18 protein-coding genes and 2 pseudogenes are annotated in these 20,050 nt (G+C 64.5%); 5 read left to right on the forward strand and 15 right to left on the reverse strand.

What is annotated here, in order from left to right; translation table 11 throughout:
* The first annotated feature begins 86 nt into the window (after positions 1 to 86).
* On the forward strand, positions 87 to 1,040 hold the full coding sequence (locus tag G559_RS0125845) for a LysR family transcriptional regulator (RefSeq protein WP_028631001.1): 954 nt from the start codon (positions 87 to 89) through the stop codon (positions 1,038 to 1,040).
* Positions 1,041 to 1,043: 3 nt separating this feature from the next.
* Here G559_RS0125845 and G559_RS0125850 read toward each other — a convergent pair whose 3' ends face one another.
* A complete protein-coding gene (locus G559_RS0125850) occupies positions 1,044 to 1,961 on the reverse strand; it encodes a LysR family transcriptional regulator (protein ID WP_028631002.1) in 918 nt (305 codons plus the stop codon).
* A gap of 122 nt (positions 1,962 to 2,083) precedes the next feature.
* Between G559_RS0125850 and G559_RS0125855 the strand changes: the two genes are divergently transcribed.
* Positions 2,084 to 2,683, forward strand: coding sequence for a short chain dehydrogenase (locus G559_RS0125855; protein WP_028631003.1), 600 nt, complete (start codon positions 2,084 to 2,086; stop codon positions 2,681 to 2,683).
* Here the strand turns inward: G559_RS0125855 and G559_RS31305 are convergent.
* Positions 2,668 to 2,757 (reverse strand): annotated as a pseudogene (locus G559_RS31305) (DUF488 domain-containing protein); the annotation flags it as partial. The gene G559_RS0125855 and the pseudogene G559_RS31305 overlap by 16 nt on opposite strands.
* 134 nt (positions 2,758 to 2,891) lie before the next feature.
* Between G559_RS31305 and G559_RS0125860 the strand changes: the two are divergent.
* Both G559_RS0125860 and gap read left to right on the forward strand, forming a co-directional pair.
* The gene (locus G559_RS0125860) at positions 2,892 to 3,563 is read left to right on the forward strand and encodes a COG3650 family protein (RefSeq protein WP_028631004.1); all 672 of its coding nucleotides are present in this window, start codon (positions 2,892 to 2,894) and stop codon (positions 3,561 to 3,563) included.
* Between the two features lie 71 nt (positions 3,564 to 3,634).
* Complete coding sequence (gap, locus tag G559_RS0125865) at positions 3,635 to 4,633, forward strand: type I glyceraldehyde-3-phosphate dehydrogenase (protein ID WP_028631005.1); 999 nt, start codon at positions 3,635 to 3,637, stop codon at positions 4,631 to 4,633.
* Between the two features lie 115 nt (positions 4,634 to 4,748).
* Here gap and G559_RS0125870 read toward each other — a convergent pair whose 3' ends face one another.
* From G559_RS0125870 to G559_RS0125905, 8 genes are all read right to left on the reverse strand, one after another.
* A complete protein-coding gene (locus G559_RS0125870; protein WP_028631006.1) occupies positions 4,749 to 5,654 on the reverse strand; it encodes a DMT family transporter in 906 nt (301 codons plus the stop codon).
* 84 nt (positions 5,655 to 5,738) lie between these two features.
* The gene (locus G559_RS0125875) at positions 5,739 to 6,086 is read right to left on the reverse strand and encodes a Na+/H+ antiporter subunit G (protein ID WP_028631007.1); all 348 of its coding nucleotides are present in this window, start codon (positions 6,084 to 6,086) and stop codon (positions 5,739 to 5,741) included.
* Positions 6,083 to 6,352, reverse strand: a complete 270-nt coding sequence (locus G559_RS0125880; RefSeq protein ID WP_028631008.1) for a K+/H+ antiporter subunit F — start codon at positions 6,350 to 6,352, stop codon at positions 6,083 to 6,085. Before G559_RS0125880 ends, G559_RS0125875 begins: the two co-directional genes overlap by 4 nt.
* Positions 6,337 to 6,837 carry a Na+/H+ antiporter subunit E gene (locus G559_RS0125885; protein ID WP_028631009.1) on the reverse strand — a complete coding sequence of 167 codons (501 nt, stop codon included), beginning with the start codon at positions 6,835 to 6,837 and terminating at the stop codon, positions 6,337 to 6,339. Before G559_RS0125885 ends, G559_RS0125880 begins: the two co-directional genes overlap by 16 nt.
* Positions 6,834 to 8,333 carry a monovalent cation/H+ antiporter subunit D gene (locus G559_RS0125890; protein ID WP_028631010.1) on the reverse strand — a complete coding sequence of 500 codons (1,500 nt, stop codon included), beginning with the start codon at positions 8,331 to 8,333 and terminating at the stop codon, positions 6,834 to 6,836. The genes G559_RS0125885 and G559_RS0125890 overlap by 4 nt, the downstream gene beginning before the upstream one ends.
* Positions 8,330 to 8,665: a Na+/H+ antiporter subunit C gene (locus G559_RS0125895; protein WP_028631011.1), complete on the reverse strand. Its 336-nt coding sequence runs from the start codon at positions 8,663 to 8,665 to the stop codon at positions 8,330 to 8,332. The genes G559_RS0125890 and G559_RS0125895 overlap by 4 nt, the downstream gene beginning before the upstream one ends.
* Positions 8,665 to 11,460 carry a monovalent cation/H+ antiporter subunit A gene (locus G559_RS0125900; protein ID WP_028631012.1) on the reverse strand — a complete coding sequence of 932 codons (2,796 nt, stop codon included), beginning with the start codon at positions 11,458 to 11,460 and terminating at the stop codon, positions 8,665 to 8,667. Before G559_RS0125900 ends, G559_RS0125895 begins: the two co-directional genes overlap by 1 nt.
* A gap of 230 nt (positions 11,461 to 11,690) precedes the next feature.
* On the reverse strand, positions 11,691 to 12,155 hold the full coding sequence (locus tag G559_RS0125905; protein WP_028631013.1) for an outer membrane lipoprotein: 465 nt from the start codon (positions 12,153 to 12,155) through the stop codon (positions 11,691 to 11,693).
* A 158-nt stretch (positions 12,156 to 12,313) separates the two neighbouring features.
* On the opposite strand from G559_RS0125905, the gene G559_RS0125910 reads away from it, so the two are divergent.
* Positions 12,314 to 12,553, forward strand: coding sequence for a hypothetical protein (locus tag G559_RS0125910; protein ID WP_028631014.1), 240 nt, complete (start codon positions 12,314 to 12,316; stop codon positions 12,551 to 12,553).
* 6 nt (positions 12,554 to 12,559) lie between these two features.
* On the opposite strand, the gene pdxH is transcribed toward G559_RS0125910, so the two are convergent.
* The 5 genes and pseudogenes from pdxH to dinG form a co-directional block, all read right to left on the reverse strand.
* Positions 12,560 to 13,207 (reverse strand): pyridoxamine 5'-phosphate oxidase, encoded by a 648-nt coding sequence (gene pdxH / locus G559_RS0125915; RefSeq protein ID WP_028631015.1) that lies wholly within the window; start codon positions 13,205 to 13,207, stop codon positions 12,560 to 12,562.
* 51 nt (positions 13,208 to 13,258) lie between these two features.
* Positions 13,259 to 13,918 (reverse strand): annotated as a pseudogene (locus tag G559_RS0125920) (OmpA family protein); the annotation flags it as partial.
* Positions 13,919 to 14,109: 191 nt separating this feature from the next.
* On the reverse strand, positions 14,110 to 15,258 hold the full coding sequence (locus tag G559_RS0125925) for an EstA family serine hydrolase (protein WP_028631017.1): 1,149 nt from the start codon (positions 15,256 to 15,258) through the stop codon (positions 14,110 to 14,112).
* A gap of 84 nt (positions 15,259 to 15,342) precedes the next feature.
* Positions 15,343 to 17,670 (reverse strand): beta-galactosidase, encoded by a 2,328-nt coding sequence (locus G559_RS0125930; protein ID WP_028631018.1) that lies wholly within the window; start codon positions 17,668 to 17,670, stop codon positions 15,343 to 15,345.
* A gap of 175 nt (positions 17,671 to 17,845) precedes the next feature.
* Entirely contained in the window at positions 17,846 to 19,990 is a 2,145-nt protein-coding gene (gene dinG / locus G559_RS0125935; protein WP_028631019.1) for an ATP-dependent DNA helicase DinG, read from the reverse strand.
* Positions 19,991 to 20,050 lie beyond the last annotated feature (60 nt).

A 20,050-nucleotide genomic window follows, 5' to 3' on the forward strand; every position in this document is an offset into this window, starting at 1 on the left:
GATGAAGGATTGTGTACTGAATCAGCCATAATCCACCGACACACTTCGTGACAAAATTCGCCCTCCCTTCCGGGCCAGGACCCTCCATGGACATCCTCTTCAACATGCGCGCCTTCGTCTGTGTGGCGGAGACCGGCAGCTTTACCGCCGCTGCCCAGCGCATGGATCTCACCACCTCGTATATTTCCCGCGCGGTGGCGACCCTCGAAACCCACCTGCGCACCCGCCTGCTGCACCGCACCACCCGCCGCATCGCCCTGACCGAAGCCGGCCAGCGCTACCTGCTGCGCTGCGAGCAGATCCTCGGCTACATCGAGGAAGCCGAAGCGGAAGCCAGCGAGGCCCATGCGCGGCCAGTGGGCAACCTGAAGGTGCATGCCATGACCGGCATCGGCCAGCACTACCTGATCAAGGCCATCGCCCAGTACAGCGAGAAGTACCCGGACGTGAGCTTCGACCTGACCCTGGCCAACCGCACCACCGATATCCTCGACGAGGGCTACGACATTTCCGTGGTGATCGCCCAGGAGCTGCCGGATTCGGGCTTCATCTCCAAGCAGCTGGGCACTACCTACAGCGTGCTCTGCGCCTCCCCTGGCTACATCGAGAAGCACGGCGCGCCGCGCCTACCCTCAGAGCTGTCGAAGCACCGCTGCCTGCGCTTGGTGAACAACGTGATGTCCCTGGACAAGTGGCTGTTCGAAGGCCCGGACGGCCAGGAGATGGTCAGCGTCAACCAGACGCCCTTCCAGGTGAATACAGCGGACGCCATGACCGAAGCCATCAAGGCCGGGATAGGCATGGGCGTGGTGCCGGTGTACTCGGCCATCAGCGGCCTGAAGGACGGCAGCCTGGTGCGCGTGCTGCCCAACCACAATCTGTTCCCGCTGGGCATCTACGCCCTCTACCCGTCGCGGCAGTTCCTCGACGCGAAGATCCGCACCTGGGTGGAGTTTCTCCGCGAGTTCGTCCCGGAACGGGTCGAGGCCGATGAGAGAGCCGTAGCGGAGTTCAGCCTGAGGTTGGGTGCGCGCGGGTAGCCCCTACAGATTCCCCGCCTGGTCCAGCATCCGGCGGCTGCGTTCGAACCAGGCCAGCAGGTAGTCCGCCAGTACCTGCGTGCGCCGAGGCAGGCCGCCCTGCCAGGGGTGGACCAGGAACACCGGGGTCTGCCGCGTCTGGCAGTCGCGCAACAGCCACACCAGTCGGCCGTCGGCCAGTTCGTCGTAGATCATGTAGGACGGCAGCCGCGCGATACCGGCCGACGACATGGCCGCCTTTTTCAGCAGGCTGTAGTGGTTGCTGGCCAGCGCCCCGGCCACCTTGACCCGCTCCAGTTGGTGCTGGCGGTGGTAGAGCCATTCCTCGAAGCCGCTGTAGTGGGTATTCAAAAGGCACTGATGACGAGCGAGGTCCGCCGGCTGTTGGGGCTCCCCGTGGGCCGCGAGGTAAGCCGGTGTGGCGCAGGTGATTTCCTGCAGGGAGAACAGCGGCTTGGCCACCAGTCGCTCGTCCACGTCCATGCCGGAACGGATGGCCAGATCGAAGCCGTCGGCCACCAGATCGCGATAACCGTTGTGCAGGTCCAGCTCGATGCGGATCTGCTGGTACTGGCGGGTGAAATCCAGCAGCAACGCATCGAAGAAGGTTTCGCCAAGGGACACCGGCAACGTCAGCCTCACGCAGCCGGCCAGGTCCTCCTGCAGGCGACGTACCGACTGCCGTGCGCGCTCGGCCTGGGCGGCCAGGGCCTGCGCTTCCGGCAATAACGCAGCGCCGGCAGCGGTCAGGTCCAGGCGCCGGGTGGTGCGATACAACAGCGCGGCGCCCAGCCCTTGCTCCAGCAGACGAATGCGCTTGGACAACTGGCCCTTGCTGCAGCCCAGGCGCTCCGATGCCGCCGTGAAACTACCTGCGTCCATCAGCACTGCGAAGGCAGCCAGATCGTCCAGTTCGCTCATGGGAAATACCGTTCCATTGTTTCCATTTGAAAACCAAAGTTTTCCAATTGCATGGATTATCAACCAAAGTCGGCACTCTACACTGAACCGGTCATCCCTTCCCTCACACAGGAACCGGTCCTATGAAAATCATCCTCGTCGGTGCCAGCGGCACCATCGGCCAAGCCATCGAGCAGGAACTCAAGGAACGCCACGAGATCATCCGCGTCGGCCGCAGCAGCGGTGACCAGCAGGCGGATATCACCGACCCGGCGTCGATCCGCCACCTGTTCGAGCAGGTCGGCCCCTTCGATGCGCTGATCAGCGCCGCCGGCAAGGTGCATTTCGGTGCCCTGGCGGAGATGGGCGAAGCCGAGTTCGCCGTCGGCCTGAAAGACAAACTGATGGGCCAGGTCAATCTGGTGCTGATCGGTCGCGAGTTCGCCAACGACGGCGCCTCGTTCACCCTCACTTCCGGGGTGCTGAGTCACGATCCGATCCGCTACGGCGCTTCGGCCAGCATGGTCAACGGCGCCATCGATTCCTTCGTGCGCAGCGCAGCACTGGAACTGCCGCGCGGCATGCGCATCAACAGCGTCAGCCCCACAGTGGTCGAGGAAGCCCTGCCGGGCTACGGGCCCTACTTCCGGGGCTACAAGGCGGTACCGGCCGCCGACGCGGCGCTGGCCTATGCCAAGAGCACGGAAGGCGCGCAAACGGGTCAGACCTATCGCGTGTGGTAAGCACGCCTCTCAGCTACCTCCTCCAACCATGCCGCCAGCCCCAGGGCCTCCTTGCAACAGCCACGGGGCCAACGGCGATCAACCTATACCCGCTGTCGCTGGTGTAGGCAGCTTCATAGACGCGCTTGCACTGGATCATTCGCCCTCTCCACCCTTGAGCTGGGCGTCCTGCACCGGTAACGTGGCCGCTCCCTGAAGGAGACCCGTGATGCGCTTTGCCCGCCCCTTGCTATTCAGCCTCTTGCCTCTCTTCGGCGCTTGCCAGATGTTCGCCGAGAAAGCCCCCGCCCCCGCCACTAATCTGGTGCGCTTACAGGGTGAGCTGAGCGTAGACGCGGGCCAGGTGATGTTCAGCCCCTGTGGCGAGAAACGCCGCTTTACCCTGGTGGACAGCGGTGCCACCGGTCTGCTGCCTGAGGCGGCCAACCTCTCTGCGGACGGCCCAGGCACACTGTTCGCGGACATTCGCGCCAGCATGGGATCGACCAGCGTGCAAGGCGCCGACGGCCAGTTGGCCCTGCATACCCTCTACCGCCTGCAGCGCGAAGGGCATGGCTGCGAAGACCTCAACTTCAAGCGCCTGCTGTTGCGCGCCAGCGGTCATGAGCCGGACTGGAGTGTCAGCGTCAGCGGCAAGGGCCTGGTGCTCGACCGCCCCGGCCAACCCTCCCTGGCACTGCCCTACATGGAAGAACAGTTGCCAGACGGTCGCTTCAACCTGTCCAGCGAGGCCAACGGCCAGCGCCTGGAGCTCTGGGTGGCGCCGCAACGCTGCGTCGACAGCATGAGCGGCGCGGTCCAGCACCTGGCCGCCGAGTTGCGCCTGGACGGCGAACCGCAGCGTGGCTGTGCGTCTTTCGGCGGCGCCCGCAACGACTGAGGCCCTGCAGCGACTGCTCGCTTGTCCTTCATCGCTAAGCTGAGTGAAGGACAACCGGAAAGGAGAGCACCATGCTGCGAATCGCCCTGAATGGATATGGGCGCATCGGTCGCGCGCTGGTTCGTGCGCTGTTCGAGCGGGGTCTCGACCAGCGCCTGCGCATCGAAGCCATCAACGACCTCGGTGACTTCGAGTCACTCGCCCACCTCACCCGCTTCGACTCCACGTTCGGCCGCTTTCCCGGCCATGTCGCACTGCACGACGAACGCCTGCAAGTGAACAACCAGATCATCCACCTGCTGCGCGAACGCGACCCGGTGAACCTGCCATGGGACCAACTGGGCGTAGACCTTGTGCTGGAATGCTCGGGCAAGATGAAGAAGCGCGCGCAGGTGGAGCAGCACCTGACCGCCGGCGCGCCGCGGGTACTGTTGTCCCACCCGCTGGACACCGCTGACCTGACGGTGGTCTACGGGGTCAACCATGAGCAGTTGGGCAGCCAGCAGATCGTCTCGAACGCCTCCTGCACGACCAATTGCCTGGCACCGCTGGCCATGCTGCTGCATCGCGAGGTGGGTATCCGCAGCGGCCTGGTGACCACGGTGCACGCCTACACCAACGACCAGAGCCTGCTCGATAAAAGCCACGGCGACCTGTACCGGGCGCGCGCGGCGGCCGTGTCGATGATTCCCACCAGCACCGGCGCGGCCAAGGCCATCGGCCTGGTCCTGCCGGAACTGGCCGGCCGCCTGGATGGCCTGGCGGTGCGTGTGCCGACGCCCAACGTGTCGCTGCTGGACCTTACGTTCATTGCCGAACGCCTAACCAGCCGCGAGGCAATCAATGCCACCCTGGAGGCCGGTGCGCGCGAGTTGCTGCCAGGGGTGATGGAGTGCAACGCGCTGCCACTGGTGTCCAGCGACTTCAATGGCTACCCGACTTCCTGCGTGGTGGACCTCAATCACACCCGCGTACAGGGTGACCTGGTGAAAGTGCTGGCCTGGTACGACAACGAATGGGCCTTCGCCAACCGGATGCTGGATGTAGTGCTGGCCTGGCTGAATCCCTAGCCTGGGCTCCAGAAACAGAGCGTGGCGACGCGTGAGCCGTTGGGTCGCCGGGCCGGATGGTCAACGGTCGACACCCCGCAAAGGCCAGCCGTGCGCTTGCGGCTGTTCAAGGCCATCAATCCAGCACCCCGGCCGGCGCCGGGGATGCGCTTCTCCATTGGCTCAGTGCCACCCCGACAAAGACCAGGCCGGCGGCGAGCATCTGCAGGCTGGTCAGGCGCTCACCGAGCAGACCCCAGGCGAAGACCAGGGTGAACACCGGGATCAGGTTGATGAATCCCGTGGCCTGGCTGGCCGGCAGGCGCGATACGCCGAAGTTGTAGAGGCCGTAGGCGCCCACCGTGACCACGGTGCCGAGGTAGATCATGGCGCCGATACCCAACGGGCTGACGGACTCCGGCAACGGCGAGGTGATCCAGGCCAGGGGCAGGAAGAAAACGCTGCCGATGAACGCCTGCAGGGCGGTAAGCAGGAATGCCGAATAACGCGAGGACAGGTGCTTGAGCAGCAGGGTGTAGCCGGTGGCGCAAAGCATCGCGAGGAACTCATAGAAGTTGCCCAGCAGTGGCTGAGGCGCATGGCCGTCGGACTCACTGGCCAGGCTCAGCCAGACCGCGCCGACCACTGCGAGGAGGAAACCGGCCAGGGTGCTGCGGGTGATGCGTTCATGCAGCAGCGCGTAGGCACCCACCGCCACCAGCAGCGGCAATAGCGCGGTAATCATCCCGGCCTGGGAAGCGCTGGTGTGCTGCAGCGCCAGGGCTTCGAAGATGAAGTAGAGGCAGGGCTCGCAAGCGGCCAGGCCGAGCAGGTACTTCCAGTCACCGGGACGGTAATCGAGGGCTCCGCGCCAACGCCAGGCCGCCAGGAAGACCAGACTCCCCAGGGCCATTCGGGCAAAGATCACCCAGTGCGGGGCGACTTCCTGGAACGCCAGCTTGAGGGCGATGAAGGAGCTGCCCCAGAGCGCCATGGCCAGCACCAGGCAGGCCACCGCCACCAGTCGACCTTGCTGCGCCATGCTTCACCTCCGGAAGAAAAGCGTCAGTCTAGGCGGCCGCTCGCAAGGCCAGACAGGCACAGCAAGCGGGAAAAACTGTAGCACTTACTGGTTCCAGGGTTTGCCACGGGTCTTCTGGTCCAGGGGCAACTGCTGCAGGACCGCGGCCTTGGCCAGCATGTAGGCGCTGACCGGGGCGCTGATGAAGAGGAACAGGCTGATCAGCAGTTCGTGCAGGCTGAGTCCGTCGGTATCGGCAGAGAAGAACACCAGCGACGCAACCACCACGCCGCCCACCCCCAGGGTGGTGGCCTTGGTCGGGCCATGCAGACGCATGAAGAAGTCCGGCAGGCGATACAGGCCGAAGGCGCCAATCAGCACGAAGGCACTGCCGAGCAGCAACAGCGCCGATACGAGTATTTCCGCCCAGAGGGACAAGGGTTCGCCACTCATTCGATGATGTCTCCGCGCAGCATGTACTTGGCCACTGCCACGGTGCTGACGAAGCCGAGCACCGCGATCAGCAGCGCCACCTCGAAGAACAGGTCGCTGCCCTTCCAGATGCCATAGAGCATCAGCAAGGCAATGGCGTTGATGTAGAGGGTGTCCAGTGCCAGCACGCGATCGGGCAGGCAGGGTCCCTTGATGAGCCGGGCCAGGGCCAGCAACAGCGCCAGGCCAAGCATGGCCAGGCAAAGCGGTATCACGTAGGCGAGCATGGGAAGATCTCCTTCAGCGGCGCCTCGTAGCGCGACTTGATCCCGGCCACCATGGCGGCCTTGTCCGGCACGTCGAGGCCGTGCACCAGCAGGGTGCGGCGATCGGCGCTGAGGTCGGCCGCCAGCGAACCCGGCGTCAGGGACACCACGCTCACCAGCACACTGATGGCCACCTCGTTGTCCAGCTCGATGGGCACCTCGACGAAAGCCGGACGCAGTGTCTCGACGCGCCCCAGTGTCAGCCGCGCCACCTGGAAGTTGGCCACCAGCACGTCACCCATCACCATCAGCAGGAAACGCATCAGCTTGAGCGGGTGCCAGCGCTTGGGCCGCTCGATCAGCAGCGGCTGGAAACAGAACGGAATCAGCCAACCGAGGAAGGCGCCCAGCAGCCAGTGGCCGAAGGCGAAGGAATCCACCAGCAGCAGCCACACGACCAGCAGCAACAGGCTCTCGGCGGGATGGGGGAAGAGTCGACGCATCATGCTCCGGCCTCCTCGAGAATCGCGCGATAGAGGTCCAGGTCGTGCAACTGCAAAGCGCTGGCCTGAACGTAATCCATCAGCGGCTGGGCAAAGGCGACCAGTATGAGGCTGCCAGCCAGCAGCAACAGGGTGGCGAACAGCCGGCCGCTATCCAGTTCGGCACTGCCGAGCACCTGATGGCCGGTGCGCCAGAACAGGGTGCTACCCGCGCGGCTCAAAGCCACCAGGCTGACGAATCCACCGATCAGCAGGACGCTCCAAAACGGCAGCGCCCCGCTGCCCGGCAGTACGGCCTGGAGCAGCAAGAGCTTGGCGAAGAAACCCGACAACGGCGGCAGGCCGGCTACGGCGATGGCGCCGAAGAAGAAGGCCGCCCCCAGGATCCCCGGATTCTGCAGCGCCGGGCCCTGGACGAGGTTGCCGGCCTTGTCGCCACGCTGGCGACTGACCAGGTCGGCGAGCAGGAACAGCGCCCCCGCTACCCAGGTGCTGTGCAGCAGATAGAAGAGTGCCGCGCCCTGCGCCTCGGGCGTGCCCAGGGCAATGGCCGCCAGCAGGGTACCGGCGGACACCACCACCAGGTAGGCCAGCAGTCCTTGCAGGGTGGTAGCGGCAAGCGCCCCCAGGGCGCCGAGGATCACCGTGGCCAGCGCCAGCGGCCAAATCCAGGGCTGGGCCAGGTTGGCCAGCTCGCCGGCACCGGTGCCGAATACCAGGCTGTAGACGCGCAGGATGGAGTAGATGCCGACCTTGGTCATGATCGCGAACAGTGCAGCCACCGGCGCGCTGGCCGCGGCATAAGCGCGTGGTAGCCAGAAATACAGCGGCAGCAGCGCCGCCTTGAGAGCAAAGACCAGCAGCAGTACCAGCCCGGCGGCGGCCAGGACCGGGGTGTTCTCCGGCCCGGCAGCGGCCACTTGGCGAGCCATGTCGGCCATGTTCAGGGTGCCGGTGATGCCATAGAGGGCGCCCACCGCAATCAGGAACAGCGCCGAGCCGGCGAGGTTGAGGATCACGTAGTGCATCCCTGCCCTCACCCGCTCGCCACCGCCGCCATGCAGCAGCAGCGAGTAAGAGGCAATCAGCAGGATCTCGAAGAATACGAACAGGTTGAACAGATCGCCGGTCAGGAAGGCTCCGTTGATCCCCAGCAGTTGGAACTGGAACAGTGCATGAAAGCGCAGGCCGATGCGGTCGTCGCCACGCACGGCGTAGAGCACCGCGGCGCTGGCCAGCACGGCGGTGGCCAGCAGCATCAGCGCGGCCAGGCGGTCGAGCATCAACACGATGCCGAACGGCGGCTGCCAACTGCCGAGCGCGTAGACGCGCAATTGACCATCGTCGGCCTGTTGCATCAGCAGCAACGCCAGCGGCACCAGGGCCAGGGTGGCGAGTGCGGAGAGGCTTCGCTTCAAACGCTCATTGGACGGCAGCACCAGCAGCAGCGCGCCGGTGAACAGGGGAATCAGGATGGGCAGGATCGTCAGGTGAATCATGGCGCCGACTCCTCGTCGGTGCGACCGTCGACGTGATCGCTGCCCAGATCGCCAACACCGCGCAGGGCCAGCACCACCACGAAGGCAGTCATGGCGAAGCCGATGACGATTGCGGTTAGCACCAGGGCCTGGGGGACCGGGTCGGCGTACTGCACGTCACGCCCAAGCACCGCGGCCTCACCGACCAGGCGCCCCATCGCGAAGAGGAACAGGTTGACGGCATAGGACAGCAGGGTCAGCCCCAGGACCACGGGAAAGGTCCGGCCCCGCAGCAGCAGGTAGACACCACTGGTGGTAAGCAGGCCGAGGGTTACGGCGAACAGCGCCTCCATCAGTGAATCTCCTTGATCGCTGCGGGAGCCAGGCTCACCCGCCCCAGGTTGACCAGCACCAGCAGGGTGGCACCGACAACGGTCAGATAGACACCCAGGTCGAACAGCATGGCGGTGGCCAGTTCGAATTCTCCAACCAGCGGCAATTCGAAATGACCGAAGGCGGACGTGAGGAAATTACGCCCGAAGAACCAGCTGCCGAGGCCCGTGAGGGCGGCGATCAGTACACCTGCGCCAGCCATGCGCTGGTAATCCAGTGGCATGCGTTGTTCCACCCAGGCGATGCCGCTGGCGATGTACTGCAGCACCAACGCCACGGCGGTCACCAGCCCGGCGATGAATCCACCGCCTGGCAGGTTGTGCCCGCGCAGGAAGATGAACACCGAGATCAGCAGTGCCAGCGGCAGCAGGAGGCGCGACAGGGTTTCGAGGATCAGCGGGTGCTTGGCGTGAGCCCATCGGCGTCCCTGGGGATCACAGGTGGGATTGGTCAGGCGCAAGCCCGAGAGCATGGCGAAGATGCCGACGGCGGCAATGGCCAGGACGGTGATCTCGCCCAGCGTGTCGAAGCCGCGGAAATCCACCAGTATCACGTTGACGACGTTGGTGCCGCCTCCGCCGGACACACTGTTGGCCAGGAAGAACCCGGCAATACCGTCATAGGGACGAGTCAGCACGGCGTAGGCCAGCAACGCCACCATTACCCCAACGCCGCAGGCCAGAGCGAAGTCGCGCAGGCCGCGCAGGCTGGAGCTTTCGCCCGGTGTTCGGGATGGCAGGTAATAGAGCGCCAATATCAGCAGTACAAGTGTCACAACTTCTACGACCAACTGGGTCAGGGCCAGATCCGGGGCCGAGAAGCGGGCGAAAGCCAAGGCGACCAGCAGACCGGCCACGCCGAGAACCATCAGCGAAATCAGTCGCTGGCGATGGAAGATCGCCGTCAACACGCCCGAGGCGGCCAGCACCACAAGCCCCAGGGCAGTGATGCCATCCAGCGGAGTCAGTGGGCGCTCGCCGGCTATCTGCGGCAGCGGCGCCAGGGACAGCGCCACCAGCACCACCGCACTGCCCAGCAACCAGGCCAGGTAGCGTTGCAGGGAACCGTTTTCCAGATATCCGGTAATCCAGCGGGCGGCCTGGGTGGCGCGCTGCACCTGCTGTTCGAACACTTCCTTGGCGTCGGTGTCGGGCAAATCGGCATACCAACGAAACAACGGTTTGCGCATTACATAGACGAGCACTCCACCGACCAGCGCCACGAGGCTCATGGCCAACGGCAGGTTGAAGCCATGCCAGATCGCCAGGTCGTACTCCGGCAGCGTGCCACCGAGACTCGCGGAGGCTGCGGCGGCCAGCAACGGCGCCACTGTGTAGCCCGGCAGCATGCCAACCACCAGGCAGAGAAACACCAGGATCTCCACCGGCACCTTCATGTAGCGCGGAGGTTCGTGGGGTGGGAACTTGGGCAGGGCCACCGGCTCGCCATTGAAGAACACGTCATGGACGAAGCGCAGCGAATAGGCCACCGAGAATACCCCGGCCAGGGTCGCTGCCGCTGGCACCACCCAACTGAAGCTACCCAACAGGTCCTGCTGCAAGGTTTCGCCGAAGAACATTTCCTTGCTGAGGAAGCCGTTGAGCAACGGCACACCGGCCATTGCGAGCGACGCCACCATCGCCAGCACGGCCGTGTGCGGAAGGTACTTCCACAGCCCGTTTATCAGGCGCATGTCACGGCTGCCGGTTTCGTGATCGATGATCCCTGCCGCCATGAAGAGCGAGGCCTTGAACGTGGCATGGTTGATGATGTGGAACACCGCAGCGACGTTGGACAACGGCGAGTCGAGGCCGAACAACAGGGTGATCAGGCCCAGGTGGCTGATGGTCGAGTAGGCCAGCAAGCCCTTGAGGTCATGCTGGAACAGGGCCATGCCGGCACCGAACAGCAACGTCGCCAGGCCGCTCAGGCTGACCAGATAGAACCAGAGGTCGGAGCCGGCCAATGCGGGGTAGAGGCGCGCCAGGAGGAACACCCCGGCCTTCACCATGGTGGCCGAGTGCAGATAGGCCGACACCGGCGTGGGTGCCGCCATGGCGTGGGGCAGCCAGAAATGGAACGGGAACTGCGCGGACTTGGTAAACACACCCAGCAGCACCAATACCAGGGCCACCGGGTAGAGGCTGTGGGCGCGGATCTGCTCGCCCGCGGCGAGCACCTGAGTCAGTTCGAAGCTACCTGCGATGTACCCCACCAGCAGCACCCCGGCGAACAACGCCAGGCCACCGCCGCCTGTCACCGCCAGGGCCATACGCGCGCCTTTGCGCGCGTCGGAGCGATAGCCCCAGAAGCCGATCAGCAGGAACGACGACAAGCTGGTCAGCTCCCAGAACACCAGCATCAGCAGCAGGTTCTCGGACAGCACCACGCCGAGCATCGCGCCCATGAACAGCAACAGGAACGCGAAGAAGCGCCCCATGGGCTCTTCCTTCGACAGGTAATAGCGGGCGTAGAGGATGACCAGCAGGCCGATGCCGAGAATCAGCAGGGCGAACAGGTAGCCCAGCCCGTCAAGGCGCAAGCTGAAACTGAGGCCGAACCCCGGCAGCCAGGGCTGGACGAATGTCAGTGTATGGCCAGCGAAGACGCTGTCGGTCTGGGCCAGCAGCAGGATGAGGCCGGTCAGCGGCACCAGCGCGGCAACACCCGCGCATACGGAACGACCAAGGCGCTCGGCCAGTGGCGGAAATAGCGCCCCGAGAAAAGGCAGCGCGACAATGAGCGCCAGGATCATCCATATCTCCCCTAGGTCAGCGCCATTTCCTTCCAAGTCACGGAAATGGCAAGCGAAAAACCCAGCGATTATCCATTACTATCGATTCATCGCGATAGATTGAATTATTTCAAAACGCTAGTAACGCCGAATAGCGCCCAGACCAGAAGGCGACAGGCCAATGGCGCTGTCGCCTTCTTTTCGGGACTGGACGGGAACGAACAAGCTGTCCCGATTGGGGCAGCTTAGCTTCAGTGGGCGACGCGGCTGGTGCCGTTGACCGTCAGAATGCGCACGCGCTCGCCAACGCGGAAGATTTCGTTGGGCTGGACTTCCTGGACATAGGCGCGCATCGAGCCATCGTCCTCACGTACGGTGATTTCTACACCCTGGGTACGGGTAATGCCCTCTTCAGCCGCAGCACCCAACAGGCCACCCGCGACCGCGCCAATCACCGCTGCAACCGCGCTGCCGCGGCCACCGCCGATGGTGCTGCCGCCAATACCGCCGACCACCGCACCGGCACCGGCGCCGATTGGCGTCTTGGTACCCTCGATCTTCACCGGGCGCAGGGATTCGATCATGCCCATGCGCACGGTCTGCACTTGCCGAGCCTCGTCACGGGAATAGGTGTCACCGGTCAGGCTCGACTGACAGCCACCCAATGCCAGTGCCACTGCCGTGAAAGAGGCGACCAGCAGGACGGGTTTACGCATAGCATTTCCTCCAGGATTGAGTACCTATCCATTAGACTCCGCGCCGCGGAGGCTGTCACTCGAACAGGCGAACTACTCAGGGTTCGTTCAGCCGGAATTCAGTTTTCTGACAGCAGCCTGGGAAATTTCCCACGCCCCATGTAACCCAAGGTTAGCCCATGGACTACTTCATCATCGTAATCACCACCGCCGCCGGGCTGTACTTCCATTGGTGGCTCTATGTACGCATCAAGCGCTGGATGGATCGCGACCTCGCATTGTCCCTGGCTGAAGGCGACAAGGCCAAGCAGGCCTTCATGCTGGAGCAACTGGCGCTGGCGCGTGAGGCCGGCATCAAGCGGCGCCAGCTTCCGGATTGGCTGCGCCAGGCAGCCGATCGCTACCAGGCGCAGGGCTGAGCCTGTTCAGGGGGCCAGGCGCTCACGCACCCAGGCACCGTCGACAAGTCGATAGTTGAGGCGGTCGTGCAGGCGACTTGGCCGCCCCTGCCAGAACTCGATGCGCTCGGGTAGCAGGCGATAGCCGCCCCAATGCGGCGGACAACTGGGCGCCGTGTCGAGGAAACGTTGTTCAGTCTGCGCCAGCAGGGACTCAAGCTCGACACGATCTCTGATCACCCGGCTCTGCGGCGAAGCCCAGGCCCCCAGGCGGCTACCCAGCGGGCGCACCTGGTAATAGGCGTCGGATTCAGCTGGCGTCACTCGCTCTACCCTTCCCTCGATGCGCACCTGGCGCTCCAGGGCCGGCCAGAAAAAGGTCATGGCCGCAAAGGGATTGGCCGAGAGCTGCTCGCCCTTGGCGCTGTCGTAATTGCTGAAGAAGGTGAAGCCGCGCTCATCCAGGCCCTTGAGCAGCAGCACCCGGCAATGGGGTCGGGCTTCGGCATCCACCGTGGCGAGGGTCATGGCGTTGGGCTCGACTGGCAGTTGCTCGGTCTTCACCGCATCGCCGAACCAGCTCTGGAACAGGCTGAAAGGCTCGGCGGGAGCCTGCTCCTCGCTGAGCCCGTCACGGGTGTAGTCACGGCGCATATCGGCCAGGGTCTGGGTCATGATTGGCGGTCCTGTGGTCGGAAAGCCAATAGCTTACCCAAGCCCGGCCTACTTGGTTTGATCTGCCGCAACCACCTGCTCGGCCTTGCCCGACTGCTGCGGCTTGGCCGGCGTGTTGTACTGGGCGAGCAGCGCAACCAGTGTGGCTTGCGGCGTCAGGACCATCTCGACACGACGATTGAGCGAACGGCCTTGCTGGCTGTCATTGGCCGCGCGCGGCATATCCGAACCCAGTCCCTTGAGGGAGAGGCGATCACGCTGCAGGCCGCTCAGGCGGAAGATGGCGGCCACGGACTGGGCACGCTCCTGGCTGATCTTGCGGTTGGTCTCATCCTTGCCGGAGGTATCGGCGTGGCCGAGCACCAGCACCGCGGTCTTGGGATCGCCTTCCACCAGCTTGGCCACCCGGGTAATCGGGCCCAGGGTAACGGGCAGGAGCATGCTCGGGCGATCCGGATTGAACGATGGGTCAACCGGCAGGATCACCACCAGCACGTTCTCGCGGCGCTCCACTTCCAGCTTGCTGTCTTTCGCGGCTTCACGCAGGCGCGGTTCGTACTGGTCGAGCCATGCCTGGGTGGCCTTGACGTCCACCTTGGCCACCTTCGGTGCCTTGGCTTTTGCTTCACCGCCAAACGGCCACCACCCGTGGCTGCCAGAAGCAACCTTCTCGGGTTGGGCGGGGGCTTCGGCCTTCTGGTGGCCAAGCATGCTGCAGCCGGACGCAGACATGCAGAGGATCAAGGTGGATATCTTGAACAGCTTCATGGGCAGGATTCCGTAGTCGCTGAAGGCCGCACGCCAACATCGGGATGATGGCGATTTAATTTCACAATCTGGCTTAAATTCTGGCGGCAAGCCTTTAATCAGCAAAGAAAAAAACAGTCTATCTGACGAGTGGCTCAGCCCAGGCAGTCCTTGACCACTCGCGCCAGCTTCTGTGCGCGAGGGTCCATCAGCACATAGGGGCCGAGGGTGTTGGTGACGAAGCCGAACGCCAGCTCGCGCTCCGGATCAGCGAAGCCGGTGGAGCCACCAGCACCGGGATGGCCGAAGGCGTAACGGCCCAGGCCGTAAGTGGCGTTGGCCACGTCCGGTTGGTCGAGCATGCAGCCGAGGCCGAAACGGGTGGCAGTCAGCAGGGTAAGGTCTTCGCCCTGACTGTGTTCCCGGGTCAGTTCGGAGAGCAGTTCCGAGTCCAGCAACTGGCCGTCCAGCAAGGCGGCATAGAAGCCAGCCAAGCTGCGCGCGTTGCCGTGGCCATTGGCCGCCGGCTGCTGCATGCGCCGCCATTCCGGCTTGTTGGTGCTGGTCATGATGGACGGGGGATTGGTAAAGGCGCGGGTACTAAGTGAATTCGGCTCGGTCATCATGCACTTGAGCAGCCGCTGCGCTGCCGCGTCGCCCATGTTGCCCTTGGCGCGGGCGATGTGGGCCACGCGGTGGAATTCCTCATCCGCCAGGCCGACGTGGAAATCCAGTCCCAAGGGTTTGGCGACACGCGCCACGATGGATTCCCCCGGACCACGGCCATCGGCACGACGAATCAGCTCGCCTACCAGCCAACCGTAGGTGATGGGTGCATAACCGTGGGCTTTTCCCGGCGTCCACCAGGGCGCTTCGGCGGCCAGTGCAGCGGTCATCGCGTCCCAGTCGTAGAGCGCTTCAGCCGGCAGCGCCGTTCGAATCGCCGGCAAGCCGGAGCGATGACAGAGCAACTGACGCACACTGATGCCTTCCTTTCCGGCGGCGGCGAACTCGGGCCAATAGCGCGCCACGGGGGCGTCCAGGTTGAGCTTGCCCTCCCCTACCAACTGCAGCAGGGTCACTGACGCAAAGGTCTTGGTGCAAGAGAACAGATTGAGGATTGTGTCGCTGTGCCAGGCTTCCTGGCCATCCTTGTCGGACACACCTGCCCAGACGTCGAGCACCGTCTCCCCACCCACCTGCACACAAAGGGCGGCCCCGCGCTCCTGCGGGTCAGCGAAGAGTTCGGCGAACGCGTCTCTCGCCGCCTCGAAGCGCAAGTCGAAATAGCCCTGGGTCTGCACCGGGTTGCTCCTGAAAAATGAATGGAGGCGGCATTGTTCCAGCCTTGCCGCCCCTTGTGAACCGTGCCGAAGACGGGTCGCCCATCAGGGCTTCCCGGCTTCCTCCTGCTGGGGCGCCGCCGGCTGGGCGGGCTCCTCGGCCTTGGTTTGCTCCGCCGGTGCGTCCTTGGGTTGACTGGCCTCTTTCACTGGCGCGGCCGGTTTCTGCGCTGCCGCAGGCTTGGCCGGCGCCTTCGGCTCCACCTGCTTGTTGATACCGGCTGCCAGGCCCAGGTTGGCCTTGCGCACGACATCGACAAAGCCCTGCCAGGGACGGTCGGTGATAGCGACGAGCCCCAGGTGGCCGTTCTCGCCATCGAGCAGGCGACCTGTCGCCGGCTGATCGAGGTACTGGAACCAGTGTGCGCCGACAATCAGCGGTTCCTCGGCGGCCTTTTTCAGGTAGTTGGCATAGGCCGCGCCGCGCTCCTCTTCCTTGTAGACCTCCGCAACGCCACCCCAGAACGGGCCACGGTCACGGGAGCCGAAGTGGAATTCGGTGATCATCAGCGGCTTGTCCAGACGACGCAGCAGGTCCATGTCCAGTCCATGCTGCGGCTCGCGGGTGTAGCGGTTGAAGCTGATGACATCGCAGTACTGCGCGCAGGACTCGATGGCCTCGGGCACGGTGGCAGCGAAGCGTCCCCCCAGCAGCATGTGATTGGGCGCGTGCCACTTCATCGAGTCAGCGATGGTCTTGAAGTAGGTGTCGGCATAGAAGCGCTGGAAGCGCTGGAAGTCTTCCTCGATAGCCGGGTGTTCGGGATTCGGCAACGGCGGTTCGAAACCCGGGTCCTCCATCAGCTCCCATGCTTGCAGCTCGATGCCCCAGGCCTTGGAGAGGCCCGCCTGATTGCGGTACTTGTCGCGCAGTTGCTTGAGGAAGGCACGCTTGGCGGGCACGTCGGTGGTCAGGCGCAGGGTGCCATAGGCCAAGGCGTAGCGCGCTTTCGGGTCTTCACCGTGGCCGCCCCAGGCCAGTTCGTTATCGGCAAAGAAGCCAAGCAGCCAGGGGTCGTCACGGTGGTCGCGGGCGGCAATGGCAATGGCTCGCTCCGCCGCCATGGCAAAGCGCGGATCGAAGGGATCGGGCATGCCGCCCCACCAATCGAAGCCGGTCTTGATGGTGGCGTAGTCACCATGGATGGAGAGCGGCAAGGTGTAGGGCATGCGCTGGCTGTTGTTGAAGGCCGGATCACTCCAGTTGCCGACGGTATTGAAGCCCCAGGCCTTGAGACGGTCGAGACTGTGGCTGATCCAACGCTGAGGATCATTGCCGCCGTAGGTGCGCTCGACGTTCGCGCCATAGAAGTCGTACCAACGACCCTGGTTGAAGGCGCGGCCCTTGTTGGCGTCGGTCTCGGCGCGGTCGTCGCCCTTGCCGAAGTGAGTGGCGAGGGGCTCGTTGTCCTTGGGCAGCGCCTTGAACATGGCTTCGCGGCCCTCGACGTAGGTCTGACTCAGGCCGGGGGTCACTGCGTTCACGCCCAGAGAGAAGAACGGATGGCCTTCCGGCGTCACCAGGAACCAACGGCCATTGCGCTTCTCCGTCCGGAAGAAGCCGCTGGCTTCGAAGGTTTCACCGCCTAGCCAACCGCCATAGACATCCTGCTGCGGCAGCTTGGCCGTCCAGCCGGCAAGCTGCTTCGCTTCATCCTCGGCGCCCTTCTTCAGTTGCTCGTCATTCTTCACCTTGCCCGGCCAATCAGCGCGGGCGTACTGGCCATAGGCGTCCATCAGGCCGTCATAGAGGGCATCCTGCTGGTCGTCCTCCACCGTGCCGAAGCGTCCAAGCAGCACGTTCTGGGCGGCGTTCGGCTGGTTCAGGGAAAGCGTCACGGACGCGACCTTGCTGCGGTCCAACTCACCATTGACCAACGTGGCAGGCAGCGAGCGCTGGCCGTCCCGAGTCCAGGGCACTGGAGGTGCCGCACGCATGCCATGGGCATTGGGCGAAGTGGCAGCCAGGGGCACCAGCAGGGTCTGCGCCGGGCCGGCCGGCAGCGCCACCTGGGTGGTCAGGACCTTGCCGTCGGTGCTCTCGATGGCAACGTCCAGGGTGATCGCCCAGTCTTGCGCACTCTGGATACGCAGGCTCATGGCCTCAGCCTTGGACCAGTCCCAGCTGCCGCTCTGCGGGGTCAGGCGCAGGCTGGGCTTCTCGGCGACGTTGAAGGTGAGCCGGCGCAGGATCTCACCCTCGGCAGTCGATTCGGCAGTCACGCTCGGCAGGCTGGCGTCCTGGGTGGTCACCTGCACGGCGTCCAGCGGACGGACAAAATTGAACAGGGTCTCTGCCTGGGCAGCCAGGGGGATTCCCGACAGCCCGAGAAGGATGGCCAGGAGAAGGGGGTGTTTGGATGTCGAAAGCATCGGACCGGAGTTCCCAAGAGAATGCAGTGCATAGACCGCAGTAAGTTCGTCTCTCGCCATGGGTGCGACAGAACGAAGCGGGCGAGGCGGATGCCACGGGGCACCCGCAAAACCCCGGCATCATCGCAGATGGGGGGAGCACAGCGTCAAGGGCGGGCTGTCGAGCTCAGGGCGCTCAGGCGATCTCGCGACGAAACGGCGGCAAGGCATCCAGGATGGCGCGACCGTAACGCTGGGTGACCACTCGTCGATCCAGCAGGGTGATGGTGCCGCGGTCTGCCTCGGTACGCAGCAGTCGACCGCATGCCTGTACCAGGCGCAGCGAGGCATCGGGCACGGCGATCTCCATGAAGGGATTGCCGCCTCTAGCCTCGATCCAGTCGGAAAGCGCCGCTTCCACCGGGTCGTCCGGCACGGCGAAGGGAATCTTGGCGATCACCACGTGCTCGCAATAGGCGCCCGGCAAGTCGACGCCCTCGGCGAAGCTGGCCAGGCCGAAAAGCACGCTGGACTCGCCATCGTCCACCCGCGCCTTGTGTTTGTTCAGCGTTTCCTGCTTGGACAGGTTGCCCTGGATCAGCACGCGCTTGCGCCAGTCGCGCTCAAGGCCTTCGAACACGTCCTGCATCTGCCGGCGCGAGGCGAAGAGCACCAGGGTGCCGCGCGCTCCCTCTACCAGGTCAGGCAGCTCACGGACGATAGCCGCGGTGTGGGCAGCCGCATCGCGGGGGTCGGCCTTGAGATCAGGCACCCGCAGCAGACCGGCATCGGCGTGATGGAACGGGCTCGGCACAACGGCGGTAACGGCAACCTTGGGCAGGCCGGCGCGCATGCGGAAGCGGTCGAATTTGCCCAGGGCGGTCAGGGTGGCGGAGGTTACCAGGGCACCGTAGGCCACGTTCCACAGGTTGCGACGCAGGGTCTCCGCCGCCAGGATCGGGCTGGCGTTGACCTCGATGTCATGCAAGGCACCGCTCTCGGCCAGAGTCAGCCAGCGCGCCATCGGCGGGCTGTCTTCCGGGTCTTCGGCGGTGAACGCGGTCCACAGCTCCCAATTGCCCTGGGCGCGGGACAGCAAGCTGCCGAACAGCGGATACCACTCCTCGGCCTGGTGGCTGGCGATGCCGATGCTGGCTTCACCGTCCATGGCTTCCTTGAGCAGTTCGGTGAGCCGCGTAAAGACGTCATGCAGCCTGGAGAAGCCCTTCTTCAACTCGATGCCCAGTTCCCGCAGGTGCTCGGGTACGACGCCGGCCTCGAATCGGTGCCGCGGGCGGTCGCGACCTTCCATGTCCTCGCCGGCACGGAAGTCGGCGATTTCCTCACAGGCGTTGAACATGAACTGCTGGTGGGTACGGATCTCCCGCGCCAGTTCCGGCACGCCTTCCATCAGGCGGCCGAAGTCACCCGGCAAGGGGTTCTGCGCCAACAGCTTGGTCAGGTTCTTGGCTACTTGCTCCAGCCAGTCGGCGGTTGAGCGCAGGCGGGTGTAATGGGCGAAGTGGCCAATGGCCTTGTCCGGCAGGTGGTGGCCTTCGTCGAATACATAAAGCGTGTCGCGCGGGTCCGGCAGCACGGCACCGCCGCCCAGGGCCAGGTCGGCCAGCACCATGTCGTGGTTGGTGACGATCACATCCACCTTGGTCATGCCTTCCCGCGCCTTATAGAAGGCGCATTGCTGGAAGTTCGGGCAATGGCGCTTGGTGCATTGGCTGTGGTCGGTGGTGACACGGGCCCAATCCGGGTCCTCGATGGCTTCGGGCCAGGAATCGCGATCACCGTCCCAACGATTGCCGGCGAGGCGCTCGATCATCTGGTTGAGCAGCTTCTGGCCCTTCTCATCGACGTCGATCCTGAAACCTTCGTCTTCGAACAACTGCGCCGTGGCGCTCTGCGCCTGGCCTTCCTGGAGCAGCATGTCGAGTTTGGACAGGCAGAGGTAGCGACCACGGCCCTTGGCCAGGGCGAAGCTGAAGTTGAGGCCGCTGTTGCGCATCAGGTCGGGCAGGTCCTTGTGGACGATCTGCTCCTGCAGGGCCACGGTGGCGGTGGCAATCACCAGACGCTTGCCCGCGGCCTTGGCGGCAGGAATGGTCGCCAGGCTGTAGGCCACCGTCTTGCCGGTACCCGTCCCCGCTTCCACCGCTACCACCGCGGGCTCGCCCTCGCGATGCCCTTCGTCGTCGACAGGGATAGCGCCCAGGACCTTGGCCACTTCGGCGATCATCAGGCGCTGGCCATAGCGGGCCTTGAGCCCCTTGGCTTCGAGAAAACGGCTGTAGGCGCCCTGGATCTGGGACTTGAGTTCGGTGCTGAGCATGGACAGTAATGAAGGCGGGAGCTGGATAAATTTTCAGTACTTTAACAGGGCGGCTATGAT

Source organism: Metapseudomonas resinovorans DSM 21078 (assembly GCF_000423545.1).
In the GTDB taxonomy this organism is placed as follows: domain Bacteria; phylum Pseudomonadota; class Gammaproteobacteria; order Pseudomonadales; family Pseudomonadaceae; genus Metapseudomonas; species Metapseudomonas resinovorans.